The sequence below is a fragment of the Paracoccus aestuarii genome (genome assembly GCF_028553885.1).
Taxonomy (GTDB): Bacteria; Pseudomonadota; Alphaproteobacteria; order Rhodobacterales; family Rhodobacteraceae; genus Paracoccus; species Paracoccus aestuarii.
The window spans coordinates 1382307-1399893 of the sequence record NZ_CP067169.1; the positions used below are offsets into that span (position 1 = coordinate 1382307).

The following is a 17587-nucleotide window of genomic DNA, read 5'->3' on the forward strand; positions in this document are numbered from 1 at the left end:
TTCCGGGCAGTCATTGACGAACGTTAGTCAGAAACTGCCCGCGCCTCAATCCTAGTGCAGTGCGGGCCCGGCGCAAAGGGCGGGCATCACCTTGGCGTGAGGGGGCGTAACGCGCCGCACCCTTCCGCGCGACCGGACCGTGCATCACCGCAGGAGGTATCATCATGCAGCGTCGCGCCTTTCTGTCCGCGGGCCTCGTCTCGGCCCTGGTCCTGGCCCGTCCCGGCGGGCCCGCCGCCCAGCCATCGGGGGCCATCCCCTTCGACGGCGCGTGGCGGCCCGTGACCTTTCCACGGCTGGCGGCGACGCGCTACGGGCTGGGCGGCGCCAGCCTGTCCATCGCGGCGGATGCCAGCTCGTCCCTGATCTATCGCCCGGTCCCCGAGGCGCTGCGGGGCGCGCGCGGCGCGTGGTGGGACTGGGCGGTCAGCGACAGCGTGCCGCCCATCGACCTGTCGCTCCGGGGCGGGGATGACCGCAACATCTCGGTCTATTTCGTCTTCATGGAGGCGCGGGCCGCGGCGCGCCTGTCGCCCGACACCGCACCCCAGAAGCTGCTGGCCAACCGATCGGCGCGCAGCCTGATCTATGTCTGGGGCGGCAATCACCCGCAGGGCGCGGTGCTGCCCAGCCCCTATCTGCGCGGGCGTGGCGTCACTATCGCGCTGCGACCGGCCGGCACGGGGTCCGAGGCCGTGCGCGTCGATCTGGCGCGCGATCATGCGGCGGCCTTCGGCAGCCGGCCCGAAGCGCTGGTCGGGCTGGCGGTCTCGGCCGACAGCGACGACACGCGCAGCCGCCTGCGCGCCAACCTGTCGAACCTGATCCTGGCCTAGCCGTCCTTGGCGGGCTGCCAGCGGGGGCGGGGCACGTCGCCCTGACCCGCGGGCCAGCCCTCGCGCTGCAGACGGCGGTCGCCGTCGGTGACCTTGGTCTGGTCGTGCCACAGCTGGACCTGGGTCGGATAGGGCATGTCGATCCCCGCCCGGTCCAGCGCCTTGTAGACGGCGACGATGACCCTGCCTTGGGTCCGGATCACGTCGATGCGTTCGGGCTTGGTCCACCAGCGCAGGCGGATGGTGTTCTGATAGGCGTCGATGCCCACCGGGATCGCCTCGGGGGCGGGATCGGACAGCACGCCCTCGCATTGGCGGGCGGCCTCGACCATCAGCTCCATCGCCTTGTCCCAGTCATCGTTGCAGCCGATGCCGATGTCATATTCCGACCGGCGCAGATCGAAGGCGGTGTTGACGGTCAGCGTGCCGGTATAGATCTGCGCATTGGGAATGATCACCCGCCGCCCGTCATAGGTCTTGATGAAGGTCGCGCGGGTCTCGATATCCTCGACTGTGCCCTCGAACCCGTTCACGACGATCTGGTCGCCGACGCGGAAGGGCTGGCGCAGCAGGATCAGCACCCCCGACAGCAGGTTCTGCAGGATGTCCTTGAAGGTAAATCCGATCGCCACCGACCCGATCCCCAGCCCCGACAGCAGGTCCCCCGGCCGCAGCGAGGGCAGCACGATCGTTGCCGCCAGCAGGAAGGCCATGATCATGATCGACCAGCGCAGCAGCGCCGCACCCACATTGGCCAAAGTGGGCCGGCCATGCCGCGCCAAGGTGCGGCTGACGCCATAGCTGACCGCCCGCGCGACCAGATAGAAGACCAGCAGGATCACCGCCGCGCTGACCAGGTTCGGCACCAGCCGGATCAGCCCCTCGATCCAGGTCTCCACCTTGTCGATGATGGTGCCGGCATCGGTGTCGATGCCCATGGCAACGGTCCTTTTCCGACGGGATTCCAGCGGGGATCAGACGCCCGCCAGAACCGTCGGAAACAGCACGGAAACCCTGAATCCCTCAAGATCGGGCTGAACGTCGATCCGGACGGAAAGTTCAGTCGCCAGGACCTCGGCTACCTGCATCCCCAGCCCCGTCGAATCCGGCAGCGCGGTCCCGGCCATGCCCATGCCGTCATCGGCGCAGACCAGCCGCGCCTGCCCCGATGCGGGATCGTCCTGCAGCGTGACGCGCACCCGACCCGGCCTGCCGTCGCGGAAACCGTGCTTGAAGGCGTTGGAGACCAGCTCGCTGGTCAGGGTCGCCAAGGCCACCGCGGTGGCGGGCGGCACCTCGATCGGGTCGCCCGTCACCTCCACCACCCCGGCGGGGGCGTTGCGTGCCAGCGAATGGCCGATCTTGGCCAGATAGGAGGCCAGCTCGACCTCGGTCTCGTCCGATCGGCGATAGAGCTGTTCATGGACATGGGTCATCGCGTCGATGCGCGACTGCACCACCGCCAGCAGGTCGCGCGATTCCGCGCTGACCGCCCGCCGCCCCGAGATCCGCACGAAGGAGGACAGCATCTGCAGCGAATTCTTGACGCGGTGATCGACCTCCTGCCGCAGGATCCTGGACTGTCGCAGCGCCTTGCGCAGCTCCAGCTGGGCCATGACCTGCCGGGCGAGGACCTGCAGCCCTTCGCGCTGCAGATCGGTCAGCCGCCGCGGCTGGCGGTCCAGCACGCAGAGCGTCCCCAGAGGCAGGCCGTCCTGCGTCTTCAGCAGCGCCCCCGCATAGAAGCGCAGCCCCGGATCGTCGGTGCAGAGCGGATTGTCGGACATGCGCGGATCCTGCCGGGTGTCGGGGATCTCCAGATATTCCTGTTCCAGGATGGCATGGGCGCAGATCGAGGTCTCGATCGGCGTCTCGCGCAGGCCGAGGGCGGTCTCGGCCTTGAACCATTGCCGTTCCGCATCCAGCAGATTCACCACCGAGATCGCCGTCCCGCAGAGACGCGCGGCGAAATTCACGATGTCGTCGAATTCCGGCTCGCGCTCGGTATCCAGAATCTCGAAGGACCGCAGCGCCCTGATGCGCCGTTCCTGATCCGGGTGTCGGTCTGCGCGTGGCACGATGGGCTTATCGGAAAAACTCCGCACCTCTATGCACCATCGCCTCGGCGGTCGGAACTAAAGATTTGATAGGACGTGAACATTTGCGTGACATGCAAGATGGCGCATGCGACTTGCGTCACCGCCCGGGGCTGTTGCCGCCGGGTGCCGGCCTGCGTCGTCCGGCCCCCCAAAGCGCCAGCGCCACACCCCCCAGAATGCCGACCGAACAGATGACCAGCCGCCAACCGATCGGTTCGGCAATGAACAGAACCCCTCCCAAGGCGGCGATGGCAGGAACGCTCAGCTGGACATAGGCTGCGTTGCTGCGTTGCAGGGCCGGCAGGACGCTGTACCACAGCGCATAGCCAAGGCCCGATGCCAGCGCTCCGGATGCGATGGCATAGGCCCATCCCTGCAGGCTGATTGTCTGGAAGAACGCTCCGGGCAGAACCAGCAGGATGCCGATGGGAAGGCAACGGATGAAATTACCTGCCGTATCGGTCAGGGGCGCCGCGGATCCACGTCCCATCAGCGTATAGGCAGCCCAGGACAAGCCCGCCACGACCATCAGCGCGGCGCCGCCCGGGTCAGGTGCTGTCGCGCCGGGTAGCAGTAATGCGATCAGCGACAGGATGGCGAGGGCGAAACCCGCAGTCTCCAGCATCCCGGGACGCTCGCCCTGGGAAATGGCCCAGCCCAGCATGCCGATCTGAACCGCTGCAAACAGAATCAACGCGCCTGTCCCGGCCTCCAACCGAAGGTTGGCGATGGAAAACCCGATCGCATAGAGGAACAGCGCCACCGCCGGCCATATACCGCCTCCGACAGGTCGACGGTGCCACCCGGTCCGCCAGCCCAAAAGCAATGCCAGCATGACGGCACCCGAGGCGAGGCGCAGGCCGGTGTAACTGGCCGCGTCGGCATGCCCGCCAGAGAGCGCCAGACGGTTCAAGACCGAGTTCGCCGCAAAGGCGATCATCGCCACGGCTGTTCCGGTCACGATCCGGGATGATGATGAAATCACGGCGACCTTCAAGGATGGAATTGGCCGCAATAAGGTGGCGACGCGGTCCCGGCATGGGGCCGCATGGCTGGCAATCGACCCGGCCCGAACAGAGAATCCGGCTGCGATGCGAGGCCGGCCACGGAAAACAGGGGCGACCAATTGCGATCGCCCCTGTCCAAGTGTCACTCGGCCGTCAGCAGCGGCGTCTTGGACTTGCCGATGCGCGGGGCGTCGGGGCCGGTGATGTCGAAGACCGGCTTGTCATCCTCGATCTTGACGCGGACCACGCCGCCCTTGGTCAAACGCCCGAAGAGCAGCTCCTCGGCCAGGGGCTTCTTGATGCTCTCCTGGATCACGCGGCCCAGGGGGCGGGCTCCCATGCGGTCGTCATAGCCCTTTTCGGCCAGCCAGTTCGCGGCCTCCGGGGTCAGTTCGATATGGACGTTGCGGTCCATCAGCTGAGCCTCCAGCTGCAGGACGAACTTTTCGACCACATGGACCACGACCTCGCGCGACAGCGGCGCGAAGGAGATGATCGCGTCCAGACGGTTGCGGAACTCCGGCGTGAAGGTGCGTTCGATCGCGGCGGTGTCCTCGCCCTCGCGCCGGTCGCGCCCGAAGCCGATCGCGGCCTTGGCTTGGTCCGCGGCGCCCGCGTTCGAGGTCATGATCAGGATCACGTTGCGGAAATCCACCGTGCGGCCGTTATGGTCCGTCAGGCGCCCCGCATCCATGATCTGCAGCAGGATGTTGAAGACATCCGGGTGTGCCTTCTCGATCTCGTCCAGCAGCAGCACGCAATGCGGGTGCTGGTCCACCCCGTCGGTCAGCAGACCACCCTGGTCGAAGCCCACATAGCCCGGAGGCGCGCCGATCAACCGGCTGACGGCATGCTTCTCCATGTACTCCGACATGTCGAAGCGGATCAGCTCGACGCCCAGGCTGGCGGCCAGCTGCTTGGCCACCTCGGTCTTGCCGACGCCGGTCGGGCCCGCGAACAGATAGTTGCCGATGGGCTTTTCCGGCTCGCGCAGGCCCGCGCGGGCCAGCTTGATGGCGCTGGAGAGCGTGTCGATGGCGCCGTCCTGACCGAAGACCACGCGCTTGAGGCCGGCATCCAGATCGCGCAGGACCTCGGCATCGTTCTTGCTGACGTTCTTGGGCGGGATGCGGGCGATCTTGGCGACGACGGCCTCGATCTCCTTGGGGCTGATGGTCTTGCGCCGCTTGCTTTCGGCGACCAGGTGCTGGGCGGCACCGGCCTCGTCGATCACGTCGATCGCGCTGTCGGGCAGCTTGCGGTCGTTGATGTAGCGCGCGGCCAGCTCCACCGCCGACTTGATCGCGTCATTGGTGTAGCGCAGGTCGTGATGGGCCTCGAAATGCGGCTTCAGGCCCATCAGGATCTTGACCGTATCGGGGACCGAAGGCTCGTTCACGTCGATCTTCTGGAACCGGCGGCTCAGCGCGCGATCCTTCTCGAAATGCTGGCGATATTCCTTGTAGGTGGTCGAGCCCATGCAGCGCAGCTTGCCGCCCGCCAGGGCAGGCTTCAGCAGATTGGATGCATCCATCGCGCCGCCCGAGGTCGCGCCCGCGCCGATCACGGTATGGATCTCGTCGATGAAGAGGATCGCGTCGGGATGCGCCTCCAGTTCCTTGACAACGGCCTTCAGGCGTTCCTCGAAATCGCCGCGATAGCGGGTGCCGGCCAGCAGCGCCCCCATGTCCAGCGAGAAGATCGTGGCCCCGGCCAGGACATCCGGCGTTTCGCCCCGGGTGATCTTCAGCGCCAGGCCCTCGGCGATGGCGGTCTTGCCCACGCCGGGATCGCCCACCAGCAGCGGGTTGTTCTTGCGCCGCCGGCACAGGACCTGGATCGCGCGCTCCACCTCCGGCTCGCGGCCGATCAGCGGGTCGACATCGCCCTTCTTGGATTTCGCGTTCAGATCGACGCAATACTTGCCGAGCGCCGTCTCCTCCTTGGGGTCGGGCGCGGCCTCGGCCTTGGTCTGTTCGACCGGCTCGTCCGATCCGACCACCTTGCGGGGTTCGTTGAAGGACGGGTTCTTGGCCACCCCATGGGCGATGAAGTTCACCGCGTCATAGCGGGTCATGTCCATTTCCTGCAGGAAATAGGCCGCGTTCGATTCGCGTTCGGCAAAGATCGCGACCAGCACGTTCGCGCCCGTCACCTCCTGCCGGCCCGAGCTTTGGACATGGATCGCCGCGCGCTGGATCACGCGCTGGAAGGCGGCGGTGGGAACGGCCTCGGAGCCCTCGACCTCGGTGATCAGGGTCGAGAGGTCATCCTCGATGAACTCGACCAGGGTCTTGCGCAGCTCCTCCAGATCCACGTTGCAGGCGCGCATGACCTTGACCGCATCCGGTTCCTCGGTCAGCGCCAGCAGCAGGTGTTCCAGCGTCGCCAGCTCGTGTCGATGTTCGTTCGCCAGCGCGAGCGCTTGGTGAATGGCCTGTTCCAGAGAGGTCGAGAAACTTGGCACGGTCGTCTCCTGTCAGTCGGCTGGCGGTATGGGCTGCCGTGCCCACCTGCCCAGACTGTCATGATAGCTTTAAGATTTGGTGGATTTCCGCCGGCATCAAGTGGTTTTTCCGACAGGGACCACGAAAATCCCGGGGTTGAGGCAGATGTGATGTCGCACCGCCCGCAATTCAAGCGGCTCAGAAGGCGTCCTTCATCGCGCGCAGACGGGCAAAGACCTCGGCCGGCGGGGCGTCGGCCATGTCCAGCCCCGCCGCCAGCGCCGCGGCCCGCAGGAAGGGGTTGGTCGCGCGCTCCTCGGCCAGGGTGGCGGGGGCGCAGGGGCTCTCGGCCTCGGCGATGCGGCGCAGGCGGTCCTTCAGCGCGTCGTTTTCCGGGTCGACTGACAGGGCGAAGGCGCCGTTGCCCGCGCAGTAGTCATGCCCCGAACAAATCAGCGTGTCGTCGGGCAGGGCGGCTAGGCGCTGCAGGCTGTCCCACATCATCGGCGCGTCGCCCTCGAACAGGCGGCCGCAGCCCATCGCCATCAGGCTGTCGGCGGTGAAGGCCATCCGGCTCTGCGGGAAATGAAAGGCGACATGGCCGACCGTGTGGCCCGACACCTCGATGACGGCGACCGGCTCGCCCAGGAGCTCCAGCGGCTCGCCCGGGGCCACGCGCAGGTCCAGGTCGGGCAGGCGGTGGGCATCGGCGGATGCGCCGATGACCCGTGCGCCGGTGGCTGCGACGATTTCGGGCACCGCTTGGATGTGGTCGTCATGGTGATGGGTCAGCAGGATCGCGTCCAGCGACCAGCCGCGGGCCTCCAGCTCGGTCAGGATCGGCAGGGCCTCGGGGGCGTCGACCAGGACGGTGCCGGCATCGCCATGCAGCAGATAGGCATAGTTGTCCGACAGGCAGCGCAGCGTGACCAGTTCCAGCGGCATTGGCAAATCCCTTACCTTGTGTTCACCTGAGCCTGTCAAAACCGGGACCTGCGCGCAATGCATCACGACATCGACCAGCTGCGGCGCTTCTATTACCAGCGCGCGCTAGGCCGCGTGGTCCAGCGGATCCTGCGCGACCGGCTGACCGAACGCTGGCCGCCCGCGCAGACGACGGGGATGACGGTGGCGGGCTTCGGCTTTGCGGCGCCGATGCTGCGGCCCTATCTGCCGACCGCGCGGCGGGTGACGGCGCTGATGCCGGGGCCGCAGGGGGTGATGGCCTGGCCCGCGGGGCAGGCCAATCACGCGGTCCTGTGCGACGAGACCGGCTGGCCCATCGACGCGGGCAGCCTGGACCGGCTGGTGATGCTGCACGGGCTGGAGACCAGCGATCATCCCCGCGCCCTGCTGGCCGAGGCCTGGCGCTGCCTGGGGCCGGGGGGGCGGATGATGGTCATGGTGCCCAACCGCGCCGGGCTGTGGGCGGCGTCGGACCGCACGCCCTTCGGCTTTGGCCGGGCCTATACCACCGGCCAGATCGAGGCCCAGATGCGCCATGCCGGGTTCCAGCCCGACTGGCATGGCAGCGCGGTCTATATCCCGCCCTCGGACCGGCGGTTCTGGCGCCGCAGCGCGCAATTCTGGGAAAGCAGCGGCGCGCGGATCAGCCGGGTGCTGATCGCGGGCGTGGTGCTGGTCGAACTGACCAAGCAGACCCGCGCGCCGGTGGGGCCGGGGGTGCGAATCCACGTCCCCAGCCCCTTGGAGATCCTCGACGGCGTGGCCCGCCCGCGCCCGCGCGGCCTGCCCGCGGGGCCGGTGGGACGGGCGATGACGGACCGGGCGCGACAACCTGCCGCAGCCCCGGAACCGGGCCCCGGGACGGGGTGTTAGCGCTGCCCAATGGCCGCTCCGCGCCCCTTTGGCCACATCCTGCATCCTTCGTCGCAAGCCCCGGTCTTTTGGGGGCGTTGAAGGTTGCCGGGCGCGAAATCACCTGCTAGAGACGCCGCAGATTCCGCACGACCCTCCAAAAGCCGTGCGACCGCGACCCGCACCCCGCGACAGACCAGGCATCCGCCCGGCCCGCCAGCGGGGTTTGGGCAAACCGTAAAGGATGACCGTGGCCAACTCTGTTTCCATGTCCCAGAGCATCGCCGGACGCTATGCGCAGGCCGTCTTCGAGATCGCCAAGGAAAGCGGGGGGCTGGACGATCTGGCCCGGCAGACCGCCGATCTGGACGCGGCCCTGACGGAAAGCGACGCGCTGCGCGAGCTGATCTCCAGCCCGAAATACAGCCGTGACGACCAGGCCCGCGCCATCGCGGCCGTGTCCGACCGGATGGGCCTGTCGCCCGTCCTGGGCAACACGCTGCGCCTGATGGCGTCCAACCGCCGGCTGTTCGTGCTGCCCCAGCTGATCCGCGCGCTGCAGGACCGCATCGCCCAGGAACGCGGCGAGGTCACCGCCGAGGTCACCAGCGCCGTCGCGCTGAGCGATGACCAGCAGAACCGCCTGAAACAGACCCTGGCCGAGAAATCGGGCAAGACGGTCAAGCTGAACACGCGCGTCGATGAGACCCTCATCGGCGGCATGATTGTCAAGTTGGGCTCGCAGATGATCGACAGTTCGGTCCGCTCGAAGCTCGCTTCCCTGCAGAATGTCATGAAAGAGGTCGGATAATGGGAATCCAGGCTGCCGAAATTTCGGCGATCCTCAAGGAGCAGATCAAGAACTTCGGCCAGGACGCCGAAGTTGCCGAGGTCGGTCAGGTCCTGTCCGTCGGTGACGGCATCGCGCGCGTCTATGGTCTGGACAAGGTCCAGGCCGGCGAGATGGTCGAATTCCCGGGCGGAATTCGCGGGATGGTGCTGAACCTCGAGACCGACAACGTCGGCGTCGTGATCTTCGGCGACGACCGCGGCATCCGCGAAGGCGACACCGTCAAGCGCACCCGCTCGATCGTGGACGTTCCCGTCGGCAAGGCCCTGCTGGGCCGCGTCGTCGACGCGCTCGGCAACCCGATCGACGGCAAGGGCCCGATCGAGACGACCGAGCGTCGCATCGCCGACGTCAAGGCGCCGGGCATCATGCCGCGCAAGTCGGTCCATGAGCCGATGGCCACCGGCCTGAAATCCGTGGACGCCATGATCCCCGTCGGCCGCGGCCAGCGCGAGCTGATCATCGGCGACCGCCAGACCGGCAAGACCGCCATCGCGCTGGACACGATCCTGAACCAGCAGAACTACAACGGCCGCGAGGCCGAGGGCATGAAGACCCTCCACTGCATCTATGTCGCCGTGGGTCAGAAGCGTTCGACCGTCGCCCAGCTGGTCAAGAAGCTGGAAGAAACCGGCGCCATGGCCTATACCACCGTCGTCGCCGCGACCGCCTCGGACCCCGCGCCGATGCAGTTCCTGGCCCCCTATTCGGGCACCGCGATCGGCGAATATTTCCGCGACAACGGCATGGACGCGCTGATCATCTATGACGATCTGTCCAAGCAGGCGGTCGCCTATCGCCAGATGTCGCTGCTGCTGCGCCGTCCGCCCGGGCGCGAAGCCTATCCGGGCGACGTCTTCTATCTGCACTCGCGCCTGCTGGAGCGTTCGGCCAAGCTGAACGAGGACAATGGCGCCGGTTCGCTGACCGCCCTGCCGATCATCGAGACGCAGGCGGGCGACGTGTCGGCCTATATCCCGACCAACGTGATCTCGATCACCGACGGCCAGATCTTCCTGGAGACGGAACTGTTCTTCCAAGGCATCCGCCCGGCCGTGAACACCGGTCTGTCGGTCAGCCGCGTGGGTTCGGCCGCCCAGACCAAGGCGATGAAATCCGTCGCCGGCCCGGTCAAGCTGGAACTGGCCCAGTATCGCGAGATGGCGGCCTTCGCCCAGTTCGGTTCGGATCTCGACGCCTCGACGCAGCGCCTGCTGAACCGCGGCGCGCGCCTGACCGAGCTGATGAAGCAACCCCAGTACCGCCCGCTGACGAACGCCGAGATCGTGATCGTCATCTATGCCGGCACCAAGGGCTATATCGACCAGGTTCCCGTCCGCGAGATCACCGCGTGGGAAGAGGGCCTGATCCAGTTCCTGCGCAGCCAGAGGTCCGACCTTCTGGACGACATGACCCGCAACGACCGCAAGGTCAGCGGCGATCTGGAAGATGCGATCAAGGCGGCGCTGGACGAATACAACAGCACCCGCGCCTGAGAGGGGGAATAGATGCCCAGTCTCAAGGATCTCAAGAACCGGATCGGCAGCGTCAAGAACACGCGCAAGATCACCAAGGCGATGCAGATGGTCGCCGCCGCGAAACTGCGCCGGGCGCAGGACGCGGCGGAGGCCGCGCGCCCCTATGCCGACCGCATGGCGGCCGTCATGGCCGGTCTGACCGCGAATGCGGCGGGCCAGTCCGGCGCGCCGCGCCTGCTGGCCGGCACGGGCGACGACAAGCGCCACCTGCTGGTCGTGATGACGGCGGAGCGGGGCCTTGCCGGCGGCTTCAACAGCTCGATCGTGCGTCTGGCCCGCCAGCATGCCGAACGGCTGCGGGGCGAAGGCAAGCAGGTCGCGATCCTGACCGTCGGCAAGAAGGGCCGCGAGCAGCTGAAGCGCGACTATGGCAGCCTGTTCGTCCACCATGTCGACCTGTCCGAGGTCAAGCGCATGGGCTATGACACCGCCCGCGCCATCGCGGACGAGGTCCTGGCCCGCTTCGACCAGGGCGATTTCGACGTGGCGACGCTGTTCTACAACCGCTTCGAATCGGTGATCAGCCAGATCCCGACCGCGCGGCAGGTGATCCCCGCCGAGGTGCCCGAAGGGGCCACCGCCAACGCGCTCTATGATTACGAGCCGGGCGAGGAGGGCCTGCTGGCCGAGCTGCTGCCGCGATCCGTCGCGACGCAGATCTTCGCGGCGCTTCTGGAAAATGCGGCGTCCGAACAGGGCGCGCGGATGAGTGCCATGGACAACGCCACGCGCAATGCGGGCGACATGATCGACAGACTGACGACCGAGTACAACCGCTCGCGTCAGGCAGCGATCACCAAGGAACTGATCGAAATCATTTCGGGCGCCGAGGCGCTCTGACCGTAACGCAAAGGTGACAACATGGCAGAGGCCACTGGTAAAATCACACAGGTGATCGGCGCCGTCGTCGACGTGCAGTTCGACAGCCACCTTCCGGCGATCCTGAACGCGCTGGAAACCACGAATAACGGCAAGAAGCTGGTGCTGGAAGTCGCCCAGCATCTGGGCGAGAACACCGTCCGCACCATCGCCATGGACGCGACCGAAGGTCTGGTCCGCGGCGAGGCCGTGTCCGACACGGGCGGCCCGATCACCGTTCCCGTGGGCGACGCGACCCTGGGCCGGATCCTGAACGTCGTGGGCGAACCCGTGGACGAGGGCGCGCCCCTGGCCTCGGGCGAGACCCGCGCCATCCACCAGGCCGCCCCCGATTTCGCGGCCCAGGCCACCAGCTCGGAAATCCTGGTCACCGGCATCAAGGTCATCGACCTGCTGGCGCCCTATTCCAAGGGCGGCAAGATCGGCCTGTTCGGCGGCGCAGGCGTCGGCAAGACTGTTCTGATCATGGAACTGATCAACAACATCGCCAAGGTGCACTCGGGCTATTCCGTGTTCGCGGGCGTCGGTGAGCGCACCCGCGAGGGCAACGACCTCTATCACGAGATGGTGGAATCGGGCGTCATCGTTCCCGACAACCTGGTCGATTCGAAAGTGGCCCTGGTCTATGGCCAGATGAACGAGCCGCCGGGCGCCCGCATGCGCGTCGCCCTGACCGGTCTGACCCTGGCCGAGCAGTTCCGCGACGCCTCGGGCACGGATGTGCTGTTCTTCGTGGACAACATCTTCCGCTTCACCCAGGCCGGGTCCGAAGTGTCGGCTCTGCTGGGCCGCATCCCGTCCGCTGTGGGCTATCAGCCGACGCTGGCCACCGACATGGGCGCGATGCAGGAACGCATCACCTCGACCAAGAACGGGTCGATCACCTCGATCCAGGCCGTCTACGTTCCGGCCGACGACCTCACCGACCCGGCGCCCGCCACGACCTTCGCCCACCTGGACGCCACGACCGTTCTGTCGCGCGCGATCTCGGAGCTGGGCATCTACCCGGCCGTGGACCCGCTGGACTCGAACTCGCGCATCCTGGACCCCGCCGTCGTCGGCGAGGAGCATTACCAGGTGGCCCGCGACGTGCAGGGCATCCTGCAGAAGTACAAGTCGCTGCAGGACATCATCGCGATCCTGGGCATGGACGAACTGTCCGAAGAGGACAAGCTGACCGTGACCCGCGCGCGCAAGATCCAGCGCTTCCTGTCGCAGCCCTTCGACGTGGCCAAGGTCTTCACCGGTTCGGACGGCGTCCAGGTGCCGCTGGAAAAGACCATCGCCTCGTTCAAGGCGGTCGTGGCCGGTGAATACGACCACCTGCCGGAATCGGCCTTCTACATGGTCGGCGACATCGAGGACGTGAAGGCCAAGGCACAGCGTCTGGCCGCGGAAGCGGCGTAAGGGGGCATCATGGCCGATACCATGCAGTTCGACCTCGTGTCGCCGGAACGGAGCCTCGCCTCCGTTCCCGTGCGCGAGGTGCGCCTGCCGGGCAGCGATGGCGATCTGACCGCCATGCCCGGCCATGCGCCCACGATCGTGACCCTGCGTCCGGGCATGGTGATCCTGGTCGGCGCCGATGGTGCCACCAGCGAATTCGCCGTGACCGGCGGCTTTGCCGAGATCAACCAGGACGGCGTCAGCCTGCTGGCCGAACGCGGCCACCCGCGCGAGGAGATCACACAGGAGGTCTATAACGACATGCTGCGCGACGCCCATCGGACCAAGCGCAATGCCGAGGACCGCCGCGAGCACGTCGGCGAGGAGGTCGTGACCGCCGCCGTCAAGCTGCTGGGCGACATGCAGGCGCTCGGCACGCATATCGGTCTGGACCCGAACCAGTCCACCGTGCCCGACTGATCGTCAGCCGATGACGGTTTCACGGCATATGAAGGCCCCGGCATCTGCCGGGTCCTTTTTTTTTGTTTTGGCCCGCGAAGGCAGCGCGTGCATTGTTCGTCAGTATTGATTTAGAGAGCTAAGTCGCGGATCACGGGGGATACGGTTTCTTTGTCATCCTTGTTAGGCTCCAGACTCATTGAGTTTCACAGCCAGAACAAGACGGTTGCGGCGAGCATGATCGCTGAGAAGAACGTTTCCGGGCAGCGGTCATAACGGGTTGCGACGCGCCTCCAGTCCTTCAGACGTCCGAACATGATTTCGATGCGGTTACGCCTTTTGTAACGCCGCTTGTCGTATTTGACGACCTTCTTGCGGGACCTCCGTCCGGGGATGCAAACCTTTATCCCCTTGTCTTTCAAAGCGTCTCTGAACCAGTCAGCGTCGTAGCCCCTGTCGGCCAGAAGCCACTCAGCCTTCGGCAGGCTGCCCAGCAGCGCCGCCGCGCCGGTGTAATCGCTAACCTGGCCGGCCGACATGAAGAACCCGATCGGCCGCCCCTTCGCATCGGCGACAGCGTACAACTTGGTGTTCATACCGCCTTTGGTGCGCCCGATCTGGCGCCCGCGCCCCCCTTTTTCACCCCAAGGCTCGAGGCCGTGCGGTGTGCCTTGAGATAGGTCGCGTCATTCATGATCGTCTTGTGCTCGGCGCTCTCGGCGGCAAGGCCGACCATGATCCGGGCAAAAACCCCGTTATCGCTCCAGCGCTTCCAGCGGTTGTAGAGGGTTTTGGCCGGGCCGTATTCCTTCGGCGCGTCACACCACCGCAACCCATTACGATTGATGAAAATTATGCCGCTGAGGACGCGACGATCATCGACCCGGGGCTTGCCATGGCACTTGGGAAAGAACGGTTTCAGACGCTCCATTTGGGCGTCGCTCAGCCAGTAAAGATTACTCATCGATCAGGTCTCCTTGAGGAGCCTGAATCATGCAAAGACCGTAAGATCAATGGGTCTGGAGCCTAGTTTTTTTGCCTGATTTAAGCTATTACATGCACTTGGTGATCGGTTTCAATACTGCTGAAGTAACTCATAGCGAGCGGCTGCCCGCCATGGGCGGTAATTGGTCACTGATTATCATGGAAGGTGATCTATTGGCCGACGGCACCCTAGCCTGCGACCCCGTTTTCCGGACATTCACGTAAACGCATACATATTGCAGCGGCCGTCATAGGTGTTTGACGAACGAGGGAATTGAATGTCGAATTGCCTAAGCGAATACCCAAGGATTGTCAATATTGCTCTTCGTGTCATCCATCAAGATCCGTGTGCCAACGCGTTTCACTTTGTTGGTTCCAAGCGGAGGATCTGATCTAAGTACACGTATTCTGGCTCATGATCCCACATTAGCCGAGGTGGTAGATGAAATCGTTAAATACTTCGATACATGAGTCATTAAAATTTTTGGCAGAACAAGCGGCGAACAAGGCCTTTTTCCAGCACGTTTGCATCTGCATCGGTTTTGTTCCGATCACGTGCTCGCATTGGGCGGCAATCTGTGCAAAGGCCATCGGTGACTTCCAGCAGAGGTCTAAGTGTTTGCGGCGCGCGTTGTTGAAGCCGCTTATGTATTCGAGGAGGTCATCTCGACCTCGGGACGGGTTTGCGAGTTGTAGCGCCAGACGAATTCGGCCTTCATTGACTTAAAGAAGCTTTCGACGTCGGATATTCTATAATAAATGCCTCCCTGCCGGGCATCGATATATTTAGGCTCCAGACCCATTGATCTTACGGTCTTTGCATGATTCAGGCTCCTCAAGGAGACCTGATCGATGAGTAATCTTTACTGGCTTAGCGACGCCCAAATGGAGCGTCTGAAACCGTTCTTTCCCAAGTGCCATGGCAAGCCCCGGGTCGATGATCGTCGCGTCCTCAGCGGCATAATTTTCATCAATCGTAATGGGTTGCGGTGGTGTGACGCGCCGAAGGAATACGGCCCGGCCAAAACCCTCTACAACCGCTGGAAGCGCTGGAGCGATAGCGGGGTTTTTGCCCGGATCATGGTCGGCCTTGCCGCCGAGAGCGCCGAGCACAAGACGATCATGAATGACGCGACCTATCTCACGGCACACCGCACGGCCTCGAGCCTTGGGGTGAAAAAGGGGGGCGCGGGCGCCAGATCGGGCGCACCAAAGGCGGTATGAACACCAAGTTGCACGCTGTCGCCGATGCGAAGGGGCGGCCGATCGGGTTCTTCATGTCGGCCGGCCAGGTTAGCGATTACACCGGCGCGGCGGCGCTGCTGGGCAGCCTGCCGAAGGCTGGGTGGCTTCTGGCCGACAGGGGCTACGACGCTGATTGGTTCAGAGACGCTTTGAAAGACAAGGGGATAAAGGTTTGCATCCCCGGACGGAGGTCCCGCAAGAAGGCCGTCAAATACGACAAGCGGCGTTACAAAAGGCGTAACCGCATCGAAATCATGTTCGGACGTCTGAAGGACTGGAGGCGCGTCGCAACCCGTTATGACCGCTGCCCGGAAACGTTCTTCTCAGCGATCATGCTCGCCGCAACCGTCTTGTTCTGGCTGTGAAACTCAATGAGTCTGGAGCCTAACGTGTTGTGCCGCAGCAGCTTCTAATAGTCATGAGTACAGCAGCTATAGTTATGAGAACAGTATTGAACCGCCCTGGGTTTCGTGGAGATTTTGAGGTTCAATGATCAGGTTGCTTTTTCGTCAGCGTTCAAGCTGACCTGCCACTGAACTTTCATCCGGCCACGACCGGAGCAGGCTGCTGATTTACGCCTTTTGGTGCGGGTTGAGCAATCGCCCGGCGCGCGCAACTCTCATCGCGTGCAGTGGTTCGGACGATTGCGGTGGTCAGGTGCAGGGCGAGGCCTGCGGGGGTCTGGTATCTGAGGGCCGAATGGGGCCGCTCGGTGTTGTAGTCGGTCACCCAGACCGCGATCAGATCGCGGGCATGGGTGAGGTTGCGAAACAGGGTCTCGTTCATCAGCTCACCGCGCATCCGGCCATTGATGGGGAAGACGGCCTCACTCCTGACCTGGATCCGTATATTGGTTCCGCCTCACACAAGGGTCATTTCAATGACCCCAGCCTTCGTGGGCCCCGATCTGGCCAAAAATGGGTTCCACGTCCATGTCTTCGACTCTTCCGGCAAGATGCTTGAAAGCAGGAAGCCGGCGCGCGGCGATGTCCTAAGTTTCTTCAGGCCTTTGCCATCCTCTTTGATCGGCATCAAAGATTGTGCGACTGCCCATTATTGGGCGCGCGAGCTACGGGCGCTCGGTCATCAGGTGCGCCTCATTCCACCAGGCTACGTAAAAACCCCTTCGTGCGCCGCGGCGCGAAGAACGATGCCACCGATGCGGCAGCCATCTGTGAAGCCGTCACGTGCCCAAGCATGCGCTTTGTTCCGATCAAGTCGCAGGAGGATCAAGCCTTCCTGATTCTGCACAGGGCCCGCAGCCTTCTGGTCCGGCAAAGGGCAATGGCGGCCTGTGCATTCCGAGCCCACCTGGCTGAGTATGACATCGTTGTTGCGCAGGGCCGGCACCGGGTCTATATCCTCTCAGAGCGTCTCAATGAGCTTCGAGAGGATCTGCCTGAAGATGCCTGCTTCGCGTTGGATGCTCTTGCAGTCCAGCTGGACTCACTAAACCGGCAAATCGACGGGATCGATGCCCGCTTGACCGAGAGGCACAAGACAAACGCGATCTGTCGCCTGCTCGCGACCATTCCTGGGATCGGCCCGATCACGGCCACGGCCTTTGCCGCGACGATCCCTGATCCGTCCGCGTTCCGCTCCGGTTGGGAGTTTGCGGACTGGCTCGGCGTGACCCCGCGCCAGAACTCCTCCGGCGGCAAGTCCAGGCTGGGCGGCATCACCTAACAAGGAGATCGTTATCTACGCCACCTATTGGTCCTGGGAGCGCGAACCGTCGTACGTTATCCCAATGCCCGGGCCCGTGTGGATGGTCCGTGGATTGAAGCGCTGCTGGCGCGTCGGCGGCCCATGGTTGTGGAGGTGGCTGTCGCGAACAAGCTTGCCAGGACGATCTAGGCAATGCTGTCCACGGGCGAGACCTGCCGAAGCGCTTGACCGTAAGCTGCAACGACCACGAAACGAAGAGATGGCACAAGTGCAATGACAGCGTGATGGCAAATCGGCAGAGCTGAGGATTGAGCAAGCCCGGAGAGCTTTAAGCGTGCCAAGCGCGTCCCGTTGATGAGGCCTCGATCCGC

Annotated in this window: 14 protein-coding genes and 2 pseudogenes; 9 read left to right on the forward strand and 7 right to left on the reverse strand. The window is 64.7% G+C overall.

The window, feature by feature from the left end; all coding sequences use genetic code 11:
* Positions 1–164: 164 nt before the first annotated feature.
* On the forward strand, positions 165–836 hold the full coding sequence (locus tag JHW48_RS07110) for a DUF3047 domain-containing protein (protein ID WP_119885956.1): 672 nt from the start codon (positions 165–167) through the stop codon (positions 834–836).
* Here JHW48_RS07110 and JHW48_RS07115 read toward each other — a convergent pair.
* The 5 genes from JHW48_RS07115 to gloB all read right to left on the reverse strand — a co-directional run bounded on the left by JHW48_RS07115 (position 833) and on the right by gloB (position 7334).
* Entirely contained in the window at positions 833–1774 is a 942-nt protein-coding gene (locus JHW48_RS07115) for a mechanosensitive ion channel family protein (RefSeq protein WP_119885955.1), read from the reverse strand. The genes JHW48_RS07110 and JHW48_RS07115 overlap by 4 nt on opposite strands.
* A gap of 36 nt (positions 1775–1810) precedes the next feature.
* Positions 1811–2914 carry a histidine kinase dimerization/phosphoacceptor domain -containing protein gene (locus tag JHW48_RS07120; RefSeq protein WP_147388082.1) on the reverse strand — a complete coding sequence of 368 codons (1104 nt, stop codon included), beginning with the start codon at positions 2912–2914 and terminating at the stop codon, positions 1811–1813.
* 118 nt (positions 2915–3032) lie between these two features.
* Positions 3033–3875, reverse strand: a complete 843-nt coding sequence (locus JHW48_RS07125) for a DMT family transporter (protein ID WP_119885953.1) — start codon at positions 3873–3875, stop codon at positions 3033–3035.
* A gap of 209 nt (positions 3876–4084) precedes the next feature.
* A complete protein-coding gene (gene clpA, locus JHW48_RS07130; RefSeq protein WP_119885952.1) occupies positions 4085–6409 on the reverse strand; it encodes an ATP-dependent Clp protease ATP-binding subunit ClpA in 2325 nt (774 codons plus the stop codon).
* A gap of 178 nt (positions 6410–6587) precedes the next feature.
* Positions 6588–7334 (reverse strand): hydroxyacylglutathione hydrolase, encoded by a 747-nt coding sequence (gloB, locus tag JHW48_RS07135; protein WP_119885951.1) that lies wholly within the window; start codon positions 7332–7334, stop codon positions 6588–6590.
* A gap of 57 nt (positions 7335–7391) precedes the next feature.
* Here gloB and JHW48_RS07140 point away from each other — a divergent pair, with 57 nt between their 5' ends.
* The 6 genes from JHW48_RS07140 to JHW48_RS07165 all read left to right on the forward strand — a co-directional run bounded on the left by JHW48_RS07140 (position 7392) and on the right by JHW48_RS07165 (position 13340).
* Complete coding sequence (locus JHW48_RS07140; protein WP_119885950.1) at positions 7392–8228, forward strand: methyltransferase domain-containing protein; 837 nt, start codon at positions 7392–7394, stop codon at positions 8226–8228.
* Between the two features lie 223 nt (positions 8229–8451).
* Positions 8452–9018: a F0F1 ATP synthase subunit delta gene (locus JHW48_RS07145; RefSeq protein WP_119885949.1), complete on the forward strand. Its 567-nt coding sequence runs from the start codon at positions 8452–8454 to the stop codon at positions 9016–9018.
* Complete coding sequence (atpA, locus tag JHW48_RS07150) at positions 9018–10553, forward strand: F0F1 ATP synthase subunit alpha (RefSeq protein ID WP_119885948.1); 1536 nt, start codon at positions 9018–9020, stop codon at positions 10551–10553. The genes JHW48_RS07145 and atpA overlap by 1 nt, the downstream gene beginning before the upstream one ends.
* A 12-nt stretch (positions 10554–10565) precedes the next feature.
* Complete coding sequence (locus tag JHW48_RS07155) at positions 10566–11435, forward strand: F0F1 ATP synthase subunit gamma (RefSeq protein ID WP_119885947.1); 870 nt, start codon at positions 10566–10568, stop codon at positions 11433–11435.
* Between the two features lie 21 nt (positions 11436–11456).
* Positions 11457–12881 (forward strand): F0F1 ATP synthase subunit beta, encoded by a 1425-nt coding sequence (atpD, locus tag JHW48_RS07160; protein ID WP_119885946.1) that lies wholly within the window; start codon positions 11457–11459, stop codon positions 12879–12881.
* A 9-nt stretch (positions 12882–12890) separates the two neighbouring features.
* Positions 12891–13340 carry a F0F1 ATP synthase subunit epsilon gene (locus JHW48_RS07165; protein WP_119885945.1) on the forward strand — a complete coding sequence of 150 codons (450 nt, stop codon included), beginning with the start codon at positions 12891–12893 and terminating at the stop codon, positions 13338–13340.
* A 185-nt stretch (positions 13341–13525) separates the two neighbouring features.
* Here JHW48_RS07165 and JHW48_RS07170 read toward each other — a convergent pair.
* A protein-coding gene (locus tag JHW48_RS07170) for an IS5-like element ISPaes2 family transposase (protein WP_119885944.1) occupies positions 13526–14283 on the reverse strand; the annotation gives its coding sequence in 2 pieces (ribosomal slippage) (positions 13526–13959 and positions 13959–14283; 759 coding nt in all).
* A gap of 872 nt (positions 14284–15155) precedes the next feature.
* Here JHW48_RS07170 and JHW48_RS07175 point away from each other — a divergent pair.
* Positions 15156–15913, forward strand: a protein-coding gene (locus JHW48_RS07175) for an IS5 family transposase (protein ID WP_119885943.1) whose coding sequence is annotated in 2 segments (ribosomal slippage) — positions 15156–15480 and positions 15480–15913 — 759 coding nt in all. Because the reading frame shifts where the segments join, the coding sequence is not laid out codon by codon here.
* Between the two features lie 175 nt (positions 15914–16088).
* On the opposite strand, the pseudogene JHW48_RS07180 reads toward JHW48_RS07175, so the two are convergent.
* A pseudogene (locus JHW48_RS07180) lies at positions 16089–16358 on the reverse strand (integrase core domain-containing protein); the annotation flags it as partial.
* A 70-nt stretch (positions 16359–16428) separates the two neighbouring features.
* Between JHW48_RS07180 and JHW48_RS07185 the strand changes: the two are divergent.
* A pseudogene (locus JHW48_RS07185) lies at positions 16429–17405 on the forward strand (IS110 family RNA-guided transposase).
* The last annotated feature ends 182 nt before the right edge of the window (positions 17406–17587 follow it).

Excerpts from the sequence above, each read along its gene's own strand:
- JHW48_RS07110 (WP_119885956.1), top strand. The coding sequence starts at position 165 with ATGCAGCGTCGCGCCTTTCTGTCCGCGGGCCTCGTCTCGGCCCTGGTC.
- JHW48_RS07115 (WP_119885955.1), bottom strand. The coding sequence starts at position 1,774 with ATGGGCATCGACACCGATGCCGGCACCATCATCGACAAGGTGGAGACC.
- JHW48_RS07125 (WP_119885953.1), bottom strand. The coding sequence starts at position 3,875 with ATGATCGCCTTTGCGGCGAACTCGGTCTTGAACCGTCTGGCGCTCTCT.
- gloB (WP_119885951.1), bottom strand. The coding sequence starts at position 7,334 with ATGCCGCTGGAACTGGTCACGCTGCGCTGCCTGTCGGACAACTATGCC.
- JHW48_RS07140 (WP_119885950.1), top strand. The coding sequence starts at position 7,392 with ATGCATCACGACATCGACCAGCTGCGGCGCTTCTATTACCAGCGCGCG.
- JHW48_RS07145 (WP_119885949.1), top strand. The coding sequence starts at position 8,452 with ATGACCGTGGCCAACTCTGTTTCCATGTCCCAGAGCATCGCCGGACGC.
- atpA (WP_119885948.1), top strand. The coding sequence starts at position 9,018 with ATGGGAATCCAGGCTGCCGAAATTTCGGCGATCCTCAAGGAGCAGATC.
- JHW48_RS07155 (WP_119885947.1), top strand. The coding sequence starts at position 10,566 with ATGCCCAGTCTCAAGGATCTCAAGAACCGGATCGGCAGCGTCAAGAAC.
- atpD (WP_119885946.1), top strand. The coding sequence starts at position 11,457 with ATGGCAGAGGCCACTGGTAAAATCACACAGGTGATCGGCGCCGTCGTC.
- JHW48_RS07165 (WP_119885945.1), top strand. The coding sequence starts at position 12,891 with ATGGCCGATACCATGCAGTTCGACCTCGTGTCGCCGGAACGGAGCCTC.